Annotated in this window: 16 protein-coding genes; 12 read left to right on the forward strand and 4 right to left on the reverse strand. The window is 38.0% G+C overall.

Going from position 1 to position 16,888, the window contains the following annotated elements; translation table 11 throughout:
• Nucleotides 1–3 precede the first annotated feature (3 nt).
• Genes CDOMC_RS04015 through hemC form a run of 5 tightly spaced genes read left to right on the forward strand, consistent with a single transcriptional unit; the run spans nt 4 to nt 5,259 of the window.
• On the forward strand, nt 4–897 hold the full coding sequence (locus tag CDOMC_RS04015; RefSeq protein WP_172128131.1) for a polyprenyl synthetase family protein: 894 nt from the start codon (nt 4–6) through the stop codon (nt 895–897).
• Entirely contained in the window at nt 897–2,189 is a 1,293-nt protein-coding gene (gene hemA / locus CDOMC_RS04020) for a glutamyl-tRNA reductase (RefSeq protein ID WP_172128133.1), read from the forward strand. Before CDOMC_RS04015 ends, hemA begins: the two co-directional genes overlap by 1 nt.
• Complete coding sequence (locus tag CDOMC_RS04025) at nt 2,189–3,892, forward strand: proline--tRNA ligase (protein WP_172128135.1); 1,704 nt, start codon at nt 2,189–2,191, stop codon at nt 3,890–3,892. Before hemA ends, CDOMC_RS04025 begins: the two co-directional genes overlap by 1 nt.
• Entirely contained in the window at nt 3,886–4,314 is a 429-nt protein-coding gene (locus CDOMC_RS04030; protein ID WP_172128137.1) for an FxsA family protein, read from the forward strand. Before CDOMC_RS04025 ends, CDOMC_RS04030 begins: the two co-directional genes overlap by 7 nt.
• A gap of 9 nt (nt 4,315–4,323) precedes the next feature.
• Nucleotides 4,324–5,259 carry a hydroxymethylbilane synthase gene (gene hemC, locus CDOMC_RS04035; RefSeq protein ID WP_172128139.1) on the forward strand — a complete coding sequence of 312 codons (936 nt, stop codon included), beginning with the start codon at nt 4,324–4,326 and terminating at the stop codon, nt 5,257–5,259.
• 21 nt (nt 5,260–5,280) lie between these two features.
• On the opposite strand, the gene CDOMC_RS04040 is transcribed toward hemC, so the two are convergent.
• On the reverse strand, nt 5,281–6,933 hold the full coding sequence (locus CDOMC_RS04040) for a sulfatase-like hydrolase/transferase (RefSeq protein ID WP_172128141.1): 1,653 nt from the start codon (nt 6,931–6,933) through the stop codon (nt 5,281–5,283).
• Between the two features lie 140 nt (nt 6,934–7,073).
• On the opposite strand from CDOMC_RS04040, the gene CDOMC_RS04045 reads away from it, so the two are divergent.
• From CDOMC_RS04045 to CDOMC_RS04075, 7 genes are all read left to right on the forward strand, one after another.
• Nucleotides 7,074–8,888 carry a menaquinone biosynthesis decarboxylase gene (locus CDOMC_RS04045; protein WP_172128143.1) on the forward strand — a complete coding sequence of 605 codons (1,815 nt, stop codon included), beginning with the start codon at nt 7,074–7,076 and terminating at the stop codon, nt 8,886–8,888.
• A gap of 223 nt (nt 8,889–9,111) precedes the next feature.
• A complete protein-coding gene (locus tag CDOMC_RS04050) occupies nt 9,112–10,230 on the forward strand; it encodes an ABC transporter substrate-binding protein (RefSeq protein WP_172128145.1) in 1,119 nt (372 codons plus the stop codon).
• A gap of 29 nt (nt 10,231–10,259) precedes the next feature.
• On the forward strand, nt 10,260–11,156 hold the full coding sequence (locus CDOMC_RS04055; RefSeq protein WP_172128147.1) for a branched-chain amino acid ABC transporter permease: 897 nt from the start codon (nt 10,260–10,262) through the stop codon (nt 11,154–11,156).
• The gene (locus CDOMC_RS04060) at nt 11,157–12,188 is read left to right on the forward strand and encodes a branched-chain amino acid ABC transporter permease (RefSeq protein WP_172128149.1); all 1,032 of its coding nucleotides are present in this window, start codon (nt 11,157–11,159) and stop codon (nt 12,186–12,188) included.
• The gene (locus CDOMC_RS04065) at nt 12,185–12,949 is read left to right on the forward strand and encodes an ABC transporter ATP-binding protein (protein ID WP_172128151.1); all 765 of its coding nucleotides are present in this window, start codon (nt 12,185–12,187) and stop codon (nt 12,947–12,949) included. The genes CDOMC_RS04060 and CDOMC_RS04065 overlap by 4 nt, the downstream gene beginning before the upstream one ends.
• Entirely contained in the window at nt 12,946–13,641 is a 696-nt protein-coding gene (locus tag CDOMC_RS04070) for an ABC transporter ATP-binding protein (RefSeq protein ID WP_170019007.1), read from the forward strand. Before CDOMC_RS04065 ends, CDOMC_RS04070 begins: the two co-directional genes overlap by 4 nt.
• A 27-nt stretch (nt 13,642–13,668) precedes the next feature.
• Nucleotides 13,669–14,109: a helicase IV gene (locus CDOMC_RS04075; protein WP_236861350.1), complete on the forward strand. Its 441-nt coding sequence runs from the start codon at nt 13,669–13,671 to the stop codon at nt 14,107–14,109.
• An 8-nt stretch (nt 14,110–14,117) separates the two neighbouring features.
• On the opposite strand, the gene CDOMC_RS04080 is transcribed toward CDOMC_RS04075, so the two are convergent.
• The 3 genes from CDOMC_RS04080 to CDOMC_RS04090 all read right to left on the reverse strand — a co-directional run bounded on the left by CDOMC_RS04080 (nt 14,118) and on the right by CDOMC_RS04090 (nt 16,845).
• Entirely contained in the window at nt 14,118–14,795 is a 678-nt protein-coding gene (locus CDOMC_RS04080; protein WP_172128153.1) for a formate dehydrogenase subunit gamma, read from the reverse strand.
• Entirely contained in the window at nt 14,792–15,733 is a 942-nt protein-coding gene (locus tag CDOMC_RS04085; protein ID WP_172128155.1) for a 4Fe-4S dicluster domain-containing protein, read from the reverse strand. The genes CDOMC_RS04080 and CDOMC_RS04085 overlap by 4 nt, the downstream gene beginning before the upstream one ends.
• 71 nt (nt 15,734–15,804) lie before the next feature.
• Complete coding sequence (locus tag CDOMC_RS04090; protein ID WP_172128157.1) at nt 15,805–16,845, reverse strand: HdrB C-terminal domain-containing protein; 1,041 nt, start codon at nt 16,843–16,845, stop codon at nt 15,805–15,807.
• Between the last annotated feature and the right edge of the window lie 43 nt (nt 16,846–16,888).

Below are 16,888 nucleotides of genomic sequence, written 5' to 3' on the forward strand. Positions count from 1 at the left end.
AGTATGGATAAAATTGATGAAATAATGTATCAATTTATAGATGATCTTGGATATGACCGAGCTAGTGAAATTTTTAGGAATGTTAGCTCAGGTAAAAAGCTTAGATCAAAGTTGCTTTTAAAAATTGCCGGAGAGAGTGAGGAGAGCCTGAGGTTGTGCGCTATAATAGAGCTTATACACCTTGCAAGCTTGCTTCACGATGATGTGATAGACAATTCTGATACAAGGCGAGGCAAGCCTAGTATAAATGCTACTTTTGGTACAAAAAGAGCCATAATGCTAGGCGATATACTATATTCTAAAGGTTTTTACGAACTATCCAAATTTGACCCAAAAATAGCTCAAAATATCTCAGATGCAGTCTGCAAACTAAGTATAGGCGAGATGATGGATGTGGAGCTATCTAGAGATTTTAATACCGATAAAGAGGCTTATCGCACCATGATTTACTATAAAACCGCAGTGCTTATAGAGGCTACTGCTGCGGTAGGTGCAAATTTGACCGGGCTTGATGAGGAAAAATTTAGAAATTATGGTAAAAATTTGGGATTAGCTTTTCAGCTAGTCGATGATATTTTAGATATTACTCAAGATGCTCAAACTTTGGGTAAGCCTAATCTAAGTGATTTAAAAGAGGGCAAAGTAACTCTTCCATATATCTATCTTTATGAAAATTTAGGTGATGAGGATAGAGGAAGGCTTATGAATCTTTTTAAAGCGGAGCTAAACACTGCTCAAATTGATTGGGTGAAATCTAAAATGTCTAGAACCAGCTCTATAGAACGCTCGATAAAAGAGGCCAAAGAGCTTGGTAAAAAGGCTTTAGAAAGCATAGCTCAATATAATATTAGTGAACTTGATCATATGGTTAGCAGTATGATCGATAGGGAATTTTAATGCATTATACAAGCGTAAGTTTTACACATAAAAATACTGATATTTCAGTTAGAGAGAGGCTTTCGTTTTCTAATATAGAGAGAAAGACAGAAATTTTAAGGCTCTTAAATTCAAGCCAAAATATTAATGAATGTATGGTTTTAAATACCTGCAATAGAGTCGAAATTATCGCTAGCGTAAAGGAGATAGAGGGAGCTAGTAAGCATATAATATCCTGTATATCTCTGCTTTGCGGTATAGATTATGAGGAGCTTTACACTAGAGCCGATATATATGAAGATAACGGGGCTATTCACCATTTATTCGCCGTAGCAAGCTCTCTTGATAGCTTAGTTATAGGCGAGACTCAGATAGCAGGACAATTAAAAGAGGCTTTTAAATTCGCTTACGCAAACGGAAATTGCGGAATGAAGCTTGGTAGAGCCATAGAAGCGGCTTTTAAGTGTGCTGCAGAGGTTAGAAATAAGACTGAAATTTCTAAAAATCCAGTATCTGTTTCAAGCGTGGCGGCTCAAAAAGCAAAAGAGATGTTTGACGGTAATATTAATGGAATGGTTGCCGTAATAGTAGGCGCAGGAGAGATGGCAGAGCTTGCCGCAAAGCATATCATAAGTAGCGGTGCCAGAGTAATAATCCTTGGTAGGAATATCGCCAAAGCAAAAGTTTTATCTATGTCATTAGGCGATAATAACGAATATGATTCTATTGAAAATTTAAAAGATTATATCAATAAATATCAGCTTATATTTTCTGCTACGGCTTCGCCATATCCTGTAATACTTGATTCGATGATAGAAAAAAGAGAGTTTGATAGATATTTTTTTGATATCGCGGTACCTAGAGATATAGCTGTAACTCCTAGTGAAAATATTAAAATTTATGCAGTCGATGATCTAAAGGAGATCGTGAGTAGAAATTTAGCTCTCAGAGAGGAACAGGCGCAGATAGCTTATACTATCGTAGGAAGAAATACGACACACTTCTTTAGACACCTTAGAGAGCTTGCTATCACTCCTGTTATAAAAGGTATTAGAGAGCAGGCTAAAGAGTGCGCTCAAAAAGAGCTTGAAAAGGCTATTAAAAAGGGCTATTTAAAGCATAGCGATCATGATGAAGCATATAAGCTGATTCATCAAGTTTTTAAGGCATTTTTACATGCGCCTACTATGAAATTAAAATCTTTGGCAGATGATAGCAACTCCGAAAATATAATAAAATTTACAAAAAATGTCTTTGATATAAAGAACCACACACATATTGAGGATGGCGAATTTGAATGGGAGAGTGAGTAGTGAGATTTTCTAGACTTTATGTACCGACTTTGAAAGAGGCTCCAAAGGATGCTAGCTTGCCGAGTCATAAATTTTTGTTAAGAGCGGGATTTATAGAGCAAACCGGAAGTGGGCTTTATAACTTTTTGCCACTTGGTAAAATCGTGCTTGATAAGATAAGAAACGTAGTAAAAGATGAGATGGATAACGCCGGAGCTCAAGAGGTAACGATGAGTGTTGTTACTGCTGGTGAACTATGGAAAGAGAGTGGACGATTTGATGTGTTTGGTAAGGAGCTTTTGAGATTTAAAGATCGTAAAGACAATGATTTTGTAATAAGTCCTACCAACGAAGAGGCTGTAGTGGCTCTTGTGCGCGGCAAAATTACTAGCTACAAGCAGCTGCCGCTAAATTTGTATCAGATTAATACTAAATTTAGAGATGAGGCCAGACCGCGCTTTGGACTGCTTAGAGGGCGAGAATTTTTGATGAAAGATGCTTATAGCTTCCACGCTAACGAAGAGGATTTAAAGCGCGAATTTGATCTCATGGAAGAGACATATTCTAGAATTTTTACCCGTTTGGGGCTAAATTTCCGTGCGGTTGAGGCAGATAGCGGAGCTATCGGAGGAAGCGGAAGCAAGGAATTTATGGTTCTAGCAGATAACGGAGAGGATGATATATTGGTGTGCTCTTGCTGTAAATACGCAGCAAATATAGAAGCTGCTAAAAGACAAAAGCGAACTAGCGATACCGAAAGGCCTGAAGCCGATGCGAGCAAATTTTATACTCCTAACGCAACAACCATAAAGGACATAGCTGAGTTTTTTAGGGTTAGCGAATTTTATACCATAAAAGCGGTGATAAAAAAGGCTATTTATAAAGATGAAGAAAAGGTTGTGGTCTTTTTCATTCGCGGCGATGACGAGCTTCAAGAGGTGAAGGCGACCAATGCATGCGGCGCGCTTGAGATAACGGATGCTAGTGAAGAAGAGATAAGCAAAGTCGGTCTTGTGACTGGATTTTGCGGACCGGTTGGGCTTCATGGTGTTGAGTTTTTTATCGATAGAGAGCTTGAGGGCGAAACTCAGATGATATGCGGTGCAAACGAGAAAGACTACCACTTCGTAGGAGTTAGCGTTAGCAACTTTAATAGCGACCGCTTTAAAGACCTTGTTGCGGTAAAAGAGGGTGATAGATGTCCGCACTGCGCTGGAAAACTCAGCGTTAGCAAAGGCATTGAAGTTGGACACATCTTTCAGCTTGGACAGAAGTATTCAGCCGCGATGAATGCAACTTTCCTTGATGAAAATGGTAAAGCAAAGCCGTTTTATATGGGGTGTTATGGTATCGGAGTTAGCCGCTTGGTAGCCGTTATGTGTGAGGCTAGTTATGATGAAAAAGGAATTATTTGGAATAAACAAACAGCGCCTTTTGAAGTAGAGATCATAATCTCCAATTTAAAAGATGAAGCTGGGGTGAAATTTGCAAATGAGCTTTATAATGAGCTTAGAAGCTTTGGAATTTCAGCTTTACTTGATGATAGAAACGAGAGATTTGGTGTCAAGATGAATGACTATGAGCTTATAGGAATTCCTTATGCTGTAGTTGTTGGCAAAGGACTTGAAAACGGCGAAGTTGAGATGATAAAACGAGACGGGTTAGAAAAGACAGTAGTTAATAAAGATAAAATCTTAGACGCTATTAGAGAGGTTTTATGCTAAGAAGATTGTTTTTGCCATATATCATTATTGAGATGTTTGCATTATACCTTTTTGTCAATAAATACGGTTTTTTTAACTTTGTTTTAGAAGTTATATTGACTGCAATTTTAGGCTCTGTTATTATGTTTAGAGTAGGATTTGTTCAGTTTTTTTCAAGAGCTATGTTTATAAGAGTTAGTGATATTTTCGGAGCTTTAGGGATAGCTATAGGTGGATTTTTTATACTTATTCCTGGACTTGTGAGCGATTTTTTGGGTATAGCTATATTAATTTTATCTATGTTTACGATTTTTAAAAATTTGAATAATACTAAAAATTATAGTGAATTTAAATCAAGAAGCAAAGAGACCAAAAATAGCGAAAATATCGATATTATAGATGTTGAAATTGTTGAAGAGAGTAAAACTATAAAAAATTATTAAAGGCGAATAATGAAAAATTTAAAAATAGCGACAAGAAAAAGTATCCTAGCTATGTGGCAAAGCGAGCATATCAAGGCTAAAATTTTAGAATTTCATAAAGATATAGATGTAGAGCTTGTCGGCATGAAGACAAAGGGTGATGTTATACTTGATACTCCGCTTGCCAAGATCGGCGGCAAGGGGCTTTTTACCAAAGAGCTTGAAGATAGCATGCTAAAAGGCGAAACTCATATCGCGGTTCATAGCCTAAAAGATGTGCCTGTGGCTTTTCCCGATGGGCTTGTGCTTGCTGCAATCTGCTCCCGTGAAGATGTGCGCGACGCTATGATAAGCGAAAAATTTGCTAAATTTGAAGATCTGCCTAAGGGTGCCAAAGTAGGAACCACGAGCCTTAGACGTAAGATGCAGCTTTTAAGGATGAGACCGGATCTTGAGATCATCTCGCTTAGAGGAAACGTCCAAACTAGGCTAAGAAAGCTAAGAGAGGGCGAATTTGACGCGATCATCCTAGCTATGGCAGGCATAAACCGTCTAAATTTAAAAGATGAGGTTAAATTTATCTATCCTTTTGAGCTAGATCAAATGATACCCGCGATGGGGCAGGGTGCGCTTGGGATAGAGGCTGTTGATAGCGAAGAAATTTTAAAATCGATAGAGTTCTTGCGTGATGAAAGAGCCGTTATAGAAACAACAGTGGAGCGTGACTTCGTGACGTTGCTTGAAGGCGGGTGTCAGGTGCCTATCGGCATAAACGCAAAGCTTGATAAAGAGCAAATCCATATAAATGCTATTGTGGGACTTCCTGATGGAAGCGAGGTTTTGCAAAAGAGTTTAAGCGTGCAAAAGAGCGAATTTGCAAATGTGGGCAAAGAGCTTGCGCGTGAATTTATCGCTCGCGGTGCAAAAGAGCTTTTAAAGCGCGCTGAGGAGATGGCAAATATATAATTTGCCATCAACTATTATAATTTACTCTTTGCTTGCCGCCTTTAGATAATCATAAATATAACTTTTGTAACTTTTTATAAGGTTTTTGTCTTTACAATCGTCCACATTACCGCAAATTTTTCTCATTGCATAATTTGCTTTAAAAAACTCATTTGGTTTGATTTGTGCAAGCTCTAACAATACGCTCGGCATTAAAGATAACTCACCTAGGTCATATTCAAAATTACTATTTATATTATCTATATCATTGCTTGCTTTTACATAAAAACCAGTGACTGTCATCGGGTCTTTAAAATTCAAGTTTAAATCATTGCTGTTTAAACCCATGTTTCCCTGGTGGTCTCCAAAATATGCAAATATATAAGGATGATTTGTCTCTTTCATAAAATCATCAAAACTTATTACAGCCTTACTGAGTCTTAATTGCCTTTGATAGTAATCTGTTAGTTTTAAAGATTGAGAACTATTGTAAAACTTTTCAAGATCAAAATCAACTTTTTTTGCTCTATTGTAAGGCGCGTGTTCATCTATAGTTAGCATATATATAAAAAGAGGTTGCTTATCTTTGTATTTTTCAAATAGTTTTTTTACACAGTCTCCCATCTGTATAGATGATATGTTTTTTAGTTTTTTTATCTTGTTGCCAGCTCCATCACATCCCAATTGACTAGGATGAACATACTCATCTATTCCAAAATTATCATACGCATTTTTTGAGTTGTAAGCGCTACCTGGATATGGATTTAATGCTACGTTATAGTATCCGTGATCTTTTAGAATTTTTGGTAGAGAGTATTCTATATGTGGTGCAACATATTGAAAGACCAAGGATGAATTTGCACTAAATTCATCAGGACTTAGCCCTGTAAGAACTTCAAATTCAGATTTCCAAGTTTTGCCACCAAATGTGTGAACTCTATTCATTGTTTTAAATTTAAAATCTCCTTTAAACATATCAGGTTGGCTTAGTCCACCCTTATAAAAAGAGGCGTCAATAGTGCTTTCGGCTAGCCATAAAATGATATTTGGTTTTAAGTTAGAATATTTATATTCAGAAACAGATTGTAATTTTTCTTTAAAAATATGATAACTATTTTCAAATGTTGGACTTGTGTATTTTAATTCTGTTCCTTTTCCTATAGTCATTGATATATTCATATATGTTGCTTTGAGTTCTGGAAATGTATTAAGCCAAGCATTTTTTACTTTTTCTGAAGTTGTTAATTGATTGTGTGTAAATAATAATATTGCTATTATTGACAAACTTGCAATTCTAAACTTAAAATTTAACTTTTTGTGTTCTGAGTAGGCAAGTATACCAAATACAATTATTGATATAATTACAAAAACAGCTAATGCAATCTCTTTAAAGTCTATCAAGATATCCCAGTTTTCATAATTAAGATAGACTAAAAAATCATTTGCAAAGAGTGCTTTTCTATAAAAATAGAGGCTTAAACGGTTTATCATAAATAATACAAACATAATAATTGATGCAAAATTTAAGCTTCTTAGCCATTGTCCACTAATTGAAAGCATAGTAAAAAATAAAATCATAAATTGCAATAATCCAAAAAACATAGCAAAAACAGTTTCTTTATAATTAAGTATAAATATCATTGATACTATAAAAAATATTGCAGTTAAACAGTAAGATATATACTTTTTTTTCATAATATTTGTCCTGTGGTCAAAAAAATTTTTCTGCTATAATATCATAAATTTTAAGCAAGCAAAATCTATTTTGAAGTTTTTATTATATTAATATGCTGTTCTATATACGAAATATATAATAGTTATTAAAAAGGAAATTTATGCAAAAATACATCGATCTGTTAAAACAACATAATCTCCTAAAAATCATCGATAAGCCCGTAGATATCGACCTTGAGATAGCGCACGCCAGTTATATTGAGGTAAAAAAAGATGATAGCAAGGCACTGCTTTTTACAAATCCGGTTTGTAAAAAATCAGGACGCAAATTTGCTCCCGTGCTTACTAATATATTTGGCAGTTTTGAGGCTACGAAGCTTATTTTTGGCGTGGAGCCTGACGCGGTGGCGGATGAAATTTCAGCTTTGCTAAAGCCAAAAAAACCTAAAAATTTCTCAGAAAAGCTAAATTTTGCCAGCTATCTTTTTGGGATGAGAAAAATTTTTACCAAAAGATTAAGCGGTGAGGGCGAGTGCCAGCAAGTTAAGTTTAAAGGCGATGAGGCTGATCTTTTTAGTCTGCCTGTGCTTAAGACTTGGGAGCTTGACGGAGGCGCGTTTATAACCATGGGGCAGGTTTATACTCAAAGCCTTGATGGAGAGCTTCAAAATTTAGGCATGTATCGCTTGCAAATTTATGATAAAAATCGCCTTGGCATGCACTGGCAGATCCACAAAGACGGCGCAAATTTCTTTAACGAGTATAAGCGCGCTGGCAAGAAAATGCCTGTGTCTGTGGCTATCGGTGGCGATCCGCTTTATATCTGGTGCGGTCAGACTCCGCTCCCAAAGGGAATTTTTGAGCTACTTCTTTACGGTTTTATCCGCAAATCACCTGCAAAACTCGTTAAATCTATTACTAATGAAATTTACGTTCCACATGATGCCGATTTTGTGATAGAGGGTTTTGTGGATACCGACAAGACCGAGCTTGAAGGTCCATTTGGCGATCATACCGGCTTTTATACGCCGATTGAACCATTCCCTGTGATGGAAGTTACGGCTATTACGCACAAACGTGAGCCGATTTTCCATGCGACAGTTGTCGGCAAGCCCCCTCTTGAAGATAAATACATGGGCTGGGCTACGGGACGAATTTTCCTTCCGCTTCTTAAAACTACCGTGCCTGAGCTAATTGACTATGATATGCCTGAAAATGGCGTCTTTCACAACCTTATCTTAGCTAAGCTTGAAGTGCTCTATCCAGGACATGCTAAGCAGGCTATGCATGCGTTTTGGGGAGTTGGGCAGATGAGTTTCGTTAAGCATGCGGTGTTTGTTGATGAGAGCGCGCCAAAGCTTACCGACTACGCAAAATTTAGCGAATTTGTACTAAACCGCCTTGGAGTAAAAAGCCTTCTTATAACCGAAGGAGTTTGTGACCAGCTTGATCACGCTAGCCCTAACTCTTGCTTTGGCGGCAAGCTTGGCATAGACGCGACTGAAGATTTTAGCGAAGGCGAGATAAATCTCATAGGCGATGAGGAGTTGCTTACTAAATTTAAAGACATGGACAAAGATGTGCTTGAGCTAAGGCAGTTTATGACGCATACAAAATGCCCGATTTGTGTTATCAAATACGCTAAAAATCGCCACGTAAAGCTTGCTTTTGAAGAGCTACTTGCGCTTAAAGAGCACTTTAAGCTACTTGTGTTTGTTGGTATGGAAAACTATCTTGAAAATCCTTACATGCTTGTTTGGCGAGTCACAAATAATATCGATGCACAGCGTGACATCTACTATACAAAAAGCGGAGTTATATGTATAGACGCAACGCCAAAAAGTAAGCTTGACGGCTACACAAGAGAGTGGCCAAAACAAACTGACTGCACACGCGAAGTTGTAAATAGTCTCATCGAGCGCGGTATCGTTGAAAATGATGAGAAGCTATTTAATAAATTTGAGATATTTGGATAGTCTGTATCGCTTAAACCGGTTTTAAAGCAAGGCTGGTTTAAGCAAATTTTATATTTAAAATTTTAAATACACTATAAAATGTTACTAAAAGTTATCATTTTTGTATATAGTTGAGTAAATTCTAAACTAATCAACATTTAAAATCATACTAATTAATCCAAAAATACCCATTTACTCTTAGAAATGTAATATAATGTAACACATAAATTATTAAGGAGTATAAATGAAAAAGATCACGACTTTAGCGCTATCTTTAGCGGCTATCAGCTCATTTGGTTTTGCAAAAGAGATAACCATAGCAGCCGTTATGCCTGTAACAGGACCTGTCGCTGCGTATGGACAGACAGCTTACGAGGGTGTAACTTTGGCAAATAAAATGCGCCCGACTCTAAAAAACGGTGATACGATCAAGGTTGTTTTGCTTGATACCAGAGGCGAAAAGGTTGAGACTTCAAACGCCACCACAAGAGCTATCTCTCAAAATAAAGCCGTAGGTATCATCGGTGAGCTTATTACCGCAAACACCATGCAGGTAATGGCTATCGCAGATAAAAGCAAAATTCCTGTCGTCGCACCTGCCGCTACATCAGATAAACTTCTTGATAATGTGAAATTTGGTAGCAGAGTTTGCTTTATGGATTCGTTTCAAGGCAAGGCTGCGGCCGAATTTACTGCAAAAGAGCTTGGATATAAAACTGCTGTTATCGTAGTGGATCAAGCGCAGGTTTACTCTCTTGGGCTTGCTAAGACCTTTGAAAGTGAATTTGTAAAAAACGGCGGCAAGGTTCTATCAAAGCTTAAAATAAGCTCAGGTGACAAGGATTTCAAAGCCATAGTATCGCAGATAAAGAGCAAAAATCCAGACTTCGTATATGTGCCTACGTATCATCCTGAAGCGTCGCTTTTAGCTCGCCAAGCTAAGCAGATAAATTTAAACAAACCTATGGTCGGATCTGACGGCGTGGCAAATCCGACCTTTATCGAGCTTGGCGGAGACGCTGTAAATGGATTTATCTTTAGCGATTCATTTGACGCTTCAAACCCTCCTACAGAGCTTTCAAAGAAATTTTTAGACGAGTATGAAAAAGATAAAGGCACAAGAGATATAGCGGGCTTTACGGCTCTTGGAGCGGACGCTTATTTTGTAATGGTTGAGGCTATGGATAAGTGTGCAGATCCAAGTGACAGCGTTTGTATAAACGATCAAATTCACCAAACTAAAGAATTTTCAGGCGTTTCGGGTGTAATTAGTATAGACTCTAAGGGAAATGCTATCCGCTCTGTCGTAATGAAAGAGATAGTTGGCGGCAAACCGACGTTTAAAGCAAACGTTAATCCTTAAAATTTAAATACTTTAAACTCGGAGTGATGATGGAATTTTCACTATTTTTACAAAATATGGTGAACGGTTTTAGCCTTGGCAGTATGTATGCGCTTATTGCCATAGGCTATACTATGGTTTATGGGGTTTTAAGGCTTATAAATTTCGCTCACGGCGATATCATGATGGTTGGAGCTTATGTCTGCTTTTTTGGCATGGTTTCTTTAAATTTGCCATTTATCGCGGCGGTTGTCTTTGCTGTAACCATATGTGCAGCCCTTGGTATCATAACAGACACGATAGCTTATAAGCCGCTTCGTAAAGCGCCTAGAATTTCGCTACTGATTACCGCGATTGGCATTAGTTTTTTACTTGAAAATCTCTTTAATGTGATTTTCGGTAGCGAGCCTAAAGCCTTTATCGTGCCTGAATATCTGCAAACAGTCTTAACCTTTGGCGATGTCACGGTTGCTATAAGTGCGGTGCTAGTGCCTATCATCACTCTTATTTTACTTGCTATCACGCTTTTTATACTCTACCGAACAAAATACGGCATGGCGATAAGAGCGCTTGCCTTTGATATACATACCGTAAATTTAATGGGGATAGACGCAAATTTGATCATCGCGATAGTATTTGCGCTTGGATCCATGCTTGCAGCTATAGGAGGCGTGTTTTGGTCGCTAAACTATCCTTCTATCGAGCCTATGATGGGAGTTTTGATAGGGCTTAAAGCCTTTGCCGCAGCCGTTCTTGGCGGTATAGGCTCTGTTGGCGGAGCTGTGCTTGGCGGGTTTATTATCGGATTTACCGAAGTTGTTGTGGTATCTTTAAGTCCTGAATTTTCAGGCTTTAAAGATGCTTTTGCCTTTATATTTTTAATTCTTATTCTTATATTTAAGCCTACCGGAATTTTAGGCTATAACTTTGAGAAAAGTAGGTTTTAGATGAGAGTTCCAAAGATTACGCATATCATATTTTTTGCTTTGGCTGTAGGATTTTTGGTTGCCTCTCACTACATTTTTGATGATTATTCTTTGAGAGTTTTAAACAATATCGCCATTTTTATCATTTTGGCCGTTAGTTACAACCTTATAAATGGTGTTACAGGGCAGTTTTCGCTCGAGCCAAACGGCTTTGTCGCGGTTGGCGCTTATGTAGCGGCTCTTATCTTACTTGATGCGGACGCTAAAAACTATCAGTTTGATCTTGAGAGTCCGTCAGCCTTTATACTCTGGCTTCACTCCTCAAATTTCTTGCTGGCACTGCTTGCCGCAGGAGTTTGTGCTACTATACTTGCTTTAGTTCTTTCCTTTCCGGTATTTCGCGTAAGGGGAGATTATCTAGCTATTGTTACGCTTGGCTTTGGTTTTATTATTAAAATTTTAGCTATCAACTATCCGTCCATCACGAACGGCTCGCTTGGACTTAGCTCTATACCTCAGCACGCTACGCTTTATTATACGGGCGGGATTGCTATTATTAGCGTTATTATGGTGCTAAATATAGTTTATTCAAAATTCGGTCGCGCGATGAAAGCCGTAAGAGATGACGAGGATGCGGCGCTTGCCATGGGTGTAAATACATTTGCCGTTAAGACTACCGCTTTTAGCACGTCGGCGTTTTTAGAAGGTGTCGGAGGAGGGCTTTGGGCGTGCTCGTTTGCCTCTATCGTGCCGAATGAATTTGATTTTTACCTCACTTTCCAGCTGCTTATTATCATCGTCCTTGGCGGGCTTGGCTCTATGACGGGAGCTATTTTAGGCACTATCTTGGTGATAGGAGGCGGAGAGTGGCTTAGATTTTTAGATGAGCCGATAAGTCTGTTTGGGCATACATTTGATGCGATGCCTGGTCTTAGAATGATTGTGTTTTCGGTCATACTTATACTTGTTATGCTGTTTGCAAGAGAGGGAATTTTTGGCAAGCGCGAACTGACCGATACTTTTAGATGGTTTGGCAAAAGGCTTAAACGATGATTTTAGAGCTAAAAAATATCAGCAAGAAATTTGGTGGAGTAACCGCTATAAACGACACAAGCTTTCATGTAAACGAAAGTGAAATTTTTGGACTTATCGGACCAAACGGTGCCGGAAAGACGACTATCTTTAACATTATCACGGGCAACTACGAGCCAAGCGGCGGCGAGATAAAATTTAGAGGTGTTACGCTAAACGGCAAAAAGCCAAACGTCATCGTCAAGCACGGCATCGCAAGGACATTTCAAAACATCCGCCTTTTTAGCTCTATGAGCGTGCTTGAAAACGTTCTTATCGGACTTGACGGGCATATAAAATATGGCTTTATCGAGAGCATTTTACACATGGGACGCTTTCATAAAGAAGAGCTTGCAGCGCGCGAAAAAGCTATGCGTATACTTGATGAGCTAAATTTAAGCCGGTATGCAAACGAGCCCGCTACCAGCCTAAGCTACGGCGTTCAAAGAAAGGTAGAGATAGCCAGAGCCATAGCTACAAATCCAAAGCTTTTGCTTCTGGATGAGCCGGCAGCCGGCATGAATCCTATAGAGACCGAGGATCTTGCCGAGCTTATCTTTATGCTTAGGGAAAAATACAAGCTTAGTATTTTGCTTATAGAGCATGATATGAAATTTGTAAACCGCCTTTGCGAGCGCGTTTTGGTGCTTGATTACGGTAAGGTAATTTTTGAGGGTGAGCCAAGCGACGCCGTGCGTAACGAAAAGGTCGTATCTGCTTATTTGGGAGATTTTATTCAATGATTAGCGTTAAAGATTTGCACGTTTATTACGGACTTATAGAAGCTGTTAAGGGGATAGATTTTGAGGTTAAAACAGGCGATATCGTCTCTCTTATCGGTTCAAACGGCGCGGGTAAAACCTCGACCTTAAACGCTCTTTTAAATAGTGTTAAAAAAACAGGCGAGATAAATTTCTTAGGCTATGATACCAGAAGGCACAAAACCCACACCCTCGTTAGACACGGCATATCTCTTGTGCCTGAGGGCAGAAGAGTGTTCATAAATCTAACGGTTGATGAAAATTTGCGTATGGGAGCCTTTAATAACGACGAAAACTACGAACACCTACGCTCTCAGATGTATAGACTCTTTCCTCGTTTGGCTGATAAAAAGAGCCAGCTTGCAGGCACTTTAAGCGGTGGAGAGGCTCAGATGCTAGCCATCTCACGCGCGCTAATGAGCGAGCCAAAACTGCTGATGCTTGATGAGCCTAGCCTTGGTCTTGCACCTAAGATCGTCGGAGAGGTTTTTAATACCATAGTTAGGCTAAAAGAGGAGGGTATAACCATACTTTTAGTCGAGCAAAACGCCTTTGCGGCACTTAAGATAAGCGATTATGCCTATGTTTTAGAAAACGGAAAGATCGCTATGCAAGGCGTTGCAAAAGATATGATAGGCAACGACGAGATCAGGCGAAAGTATCTTGGCGCTTAAAAACATCTGTAAATTTAAAGAAATTTCTTGCAAATAGACCTTGATTTAGCGGTTATCTCGCTGCTTGTTTTGGTGCTGATAGCTCTTTTGATAAAGCTTTCAAAGAAAACCAAGATCAAGCAAACTCGCTATAAAAGCGATAGTGGCGACATGGTAAAGAGTAGGGCGGAGCTTATAATAGCAAATTGGCTCTTTTATCGCGGATTTGAGTTTGTCTATGAGAAAAAGGTAAATGCCATCCAGAGAGTGATCAGCGACTTTTATCTGGTTAAATATGATGTCTATATCGAATTTTGGGGACTTGAAACGCCCGCTTATCTTAAGCGTAAGAAAAAGAAGATTAAAATTTATAAGAAAAATCGCCTTAAGCTAATCGAGATGAATGATGATAGCTTAAGGGATTTAAATAAATTTTTTCAAAAAGAATTTGCAAAATTGAACATTAAGTATATAAATTTGGCAAAGTAAAATAGTGTCTAAGAAAAATTAGACTCATCTTTAATGTCTTTCCATAGACTATGTCTATGTTTGGCGTATTTCGCATCTATTTTACCGCTAAACATGCCGCTTAAAAGAGGGCGATTGGCTTTTGGAACGAAAGCCATTAGATGAGCTATTATAAATAAAATTATTAAAACCATCCCTAAATTATGAAGCAGTGCAGCCCACATATAAAGATCGTTTGAGATATCAAATCCAAGTATATTTTTATACGATTTTATCATTCCTGTAACTATCAAAAGCGCTATTATGAGCACTCCGCCAAGATAAGCTATACGCTGTTCAGGTAGATATTTATCGCTTGCCGGCTCTTCTGAGTCTGTAATCATCGCTTTAATTAAAAGAAAGCTGTTTTTGACATCTCCTTTTCTTGGAAATATATCAAATTCGCGCTTCATGGTATGGTATACAACGTGATAGAAAGCAAAAAATATAAGCGCCACGGAGAATACATAGTGCAGGCTTAGCGTGAAATAATACTCTCCGCTCCACTCAAAAATTTTAGTTATATTGTATCTCTTTGCTACCGGCATTTGTAAAATACCAGTCGCTATCAGTCCAAATATACTTATAGCTATACCCCAATGTATAACGCGGTTTTGCAGGCTCTGTCTTTTTATTTTTTGTTTTGTTTCATTAGTATTTGATATCATTTTTTATCCTTTATACTCTTAATAACGGCTATACTTGCAGCACCTATCGCGGCGAGAGGAGTTACTAGAGTCGCAGTAGCTAAAAATTCGGATTTTTCCATAGGATTTGGATGATTTTTCATATCCATTATTCCCATTTTTGGCTTGTTCTCATATTTTTTGGATATTGCACTATCAATTTTATTAAAATCAATAGAGCTTACATAGATGGTTGATGTGCCACCATTTTCGTCCATGCCGTATATAAAGCGAGTTTTCTTCATCTCATTTGCAATAGCGAAAATTTCATCTCGCTTTCCAAATTTTATAGCGTTTTTAGGACAGGCGACCTCGCATGCCGGTTTTTTGTTCTGCTCTAGCAGATCCTTACACATATCGCATTTAAACATCACACCTCCACCTGCAAGTTTTGGCATCACCTTTAGATATATTCCTACTCCCGCTTGCCTTTGAGGTACTCCCCACGGACAAGCATCTCTACATTTCGCGCCGCCCACGCAAAAATCTTTATTTATATCTACTGCACCTTCTTCACTCTTGCTTATAACGCCAAAAGGGCATATTTTTTGACAGGGAGGATGATCGCAGTGCATACAGCGTCTAGGAATATGAAGCATTTTGCCGTCTACTTCAAGCTTTTCTATATATGTGAAGTTATATGGAGTAAGTCTTGAGATATTATTCTTTTGTTTTGAGTAGTCCTCATGCTTAGTTTGAGGCCAATAGTTCATGATTGGATCTTTTGGAACCGGAAATATAGGCTCATTTTTGATTTTACAGGCTTTTACGCATAGAGGCATGGTCTCGTTTACACAACCGTCGCAAAGATCTACGTCTATTATGCTGGCTATTTGTTTATCGGGTAAGGCTTTAGCCTCTATAGCAGTTGCTCCAAGCGCAGAAACAGCGCTAAATTTAAAGAAATTTCGTCTATCCATCGCTTATCCTTTTTTCTGTTTATGCTACTATCATCGCTACGATTTTTCAGTAACAATATTACAAACAAAGGCTAAATTAGATGAACTTTTAACCTGTGATCTTTTATGCTATTCGTAGTCTCTTTGTTTGCAATAGCGATTAGCTCGCTCTCTCTTAATATATAAAAATTATTTAATTTTCTACCTTTAAACTTTTCAATTTCTTTTGATAATGTATCAAACATATAAAACGCTTTTTCGTGACTAACCAGTAAAAAATCAGCTCCGCTATCAAAGGATTCAAATAAAATTTCGCTAGCAAGCTTAAAGGCAAGATCGTCATTTAATCCAAGCAGATCAAACCCGCAAGGTAAATTTGCGCTTTCAAGCGTGATAAATTTCGCTTTTAAGGTTTTGATTTCAGGCAAAATTTCTCCGTAAGTGGCGATAGTAAACTCTTTAAAATCATGTTTGGCGTTTAGTTTAGTTAGTGCATTTTCGTCTTTTATCTTTGGCAGTTTTCGTAATAGCCCTTTTAAATTTGATTTTACGTAGCTAATGGCATTTGCAAGCTCAGTAGCTCCTTCAAAGATAAAATTTTCTAAGCCGCAAGCGATCCAAACTCCAAATTTCGAGTTATCTACAAGGGCTAAAATTTGATTTTTTTTATCTGGATACTTTTCGCATAAAAATTTAGCAAAGATAATGGCACTTGAACCTATGAAATTTGGCTCAAATTCACTCATAAATCCCGCATAAAAATATGGCTTTAAACTCGCGTAGTAAGCTTTATCATCCTTTGAGGCAAATTTGCTAAACGGCTCAAATTTCGCCCAAAAATTACTATCATCTATAAGCAGATCTTTGGTCGCTCTTTTCGTGCTAAGCGGCTCTATAGTCAAATTTGCTCCAAAGCGAGCCAAAACCCTATCCATCCTTGCAGCAAGTGCCGTGACTACGCCGTTTATCTTTACAAATTCACATCCATCGTAGTCAAAATAAGGATCGTTTTTTTTGATCTCGCAAAGTAGCTCGGCGACACCCATAAAGTGGCAGCTATCAAAAAAATATGGCTTATAATATCTTAAAACATCGTTTTTGGCGTTAAATCTAAAAATTTTTACCTCAAGCATGCTAGTCCTTAAATGCTTTTTCGTAGTTTATAAAATTCTAGCT

Source organism: Campylobacter sp. RM16192 (genome assembly GCF_004803855.2).
GTDB lineage: Bacteria > Campylobacterota > Campylobacteria > Campylobacterales > Campylobacteraceae > Campylobacter_A.

What these genes read in the sequence shown, in the direction of transcription:
- CDOMC_RS04070 (WP_170019007.1), top strand. Translation starts at nt 12,946, where the DNA reads ATGATTAGCGTTAAAGATTTGCACGTTTATTACGGACTTATAGAAGCT.
- CDOMC_RS04040 (WP_172128141.1), bottom strand. Translation starts at nt 6,933, where the DNA reads ATGAAAAAAAAGTATATATCTTACTGTTTAACTGCAATATTTTTTATA.
- CDOMC_RS04080 (WP_172128153.1), bottom strand. Translation starts at nt 14,795, where the DNA reads ATGATATCAAATACTAATGAAACAAAACAAAAAATAAAAAGACAGAGC.
- CDOMC_RS04045 (WP_172128143.1), top strand. Translation starts at nt 7,074, where the DNA reads ATGCAAAAATACATCGATCTGTTAAAACAACATAATCTCCTAAAAATC.
- CDOMC_RS04050 (WP_172128145.1), top strand. Translation starts at nt 9,112, where the DNA reads ATGAAAAAGATCACGACTTTAGCGCTATCTTTAGCGGCTATCAGCTCA.
- CDOMC_RS04030 (WP_172128137.1), top strand. Translation starts at nt 3,886, where the DNA reads ATGCTAAGAAGATTGTTTTTGCCATATATCATTATTGAGATGTTTGCA.
- CDOMC_RS04060 (WP_172128149.1), top strand. Translation starts at nt 11,157, where the DNA reads ATGAGAGTTCCAAAGATTACGCATATCATATTTTTTGCTTTGGCTGTA.
- CDOMC_RS04015 (WP_172128131.1), top strand. Translation starts at nt 4, where the DNA reads ATGGATAAAATTGATGAAATAATGTATCAATTTATAGATGATCTTGGA.
- CDOMC_RS04065 (WP_172128151.1), top strand. Translation starts at nt 12,185, where the DNA reads ATGATTTTAGAGCTAAAAAATATCAGCAAGAAATTTGGTGGAGTAACC.
- CDOMC_RS04090 (WP_172128157.1), bottom strand. Translation starts at nt 16,845, where the DNA reads ATGCTTGAGGTAAAAATTTTTAGATTTAACGCCAAAAACGATGTTTTA.
- CDOMC_RS04085 (WP_172128155.1), bottom strand. Translation starts at nt 15,733, where the DNA reads ATGGATAGACGAAATTTCTTTAAATTTAGCGCTGTTTCTGCGCTTGGA.
- hemC (WP_172128139.1), top strand. Translation starts at nt 4,324, where the DNA reads ATGAAAAATTTAAAAATAGCGACAAGAAAAAGTATCCTAGCTATGTGG.
- hemA (WP_172128133.1), top strand. Translation starts at nt 897, where the DNA reads ATGCATTATACAAGCGTAAGTTTTACACATAAAAATACTGATATTTCA.
- CDOMC_RS04055 (WP_172128147.1), top strand. Translation starts at nt 10,260, where the DNA reads ATGGAATTTTCACTATTTTTACAAAATATGGTGAACGGTTTTAGCCTT.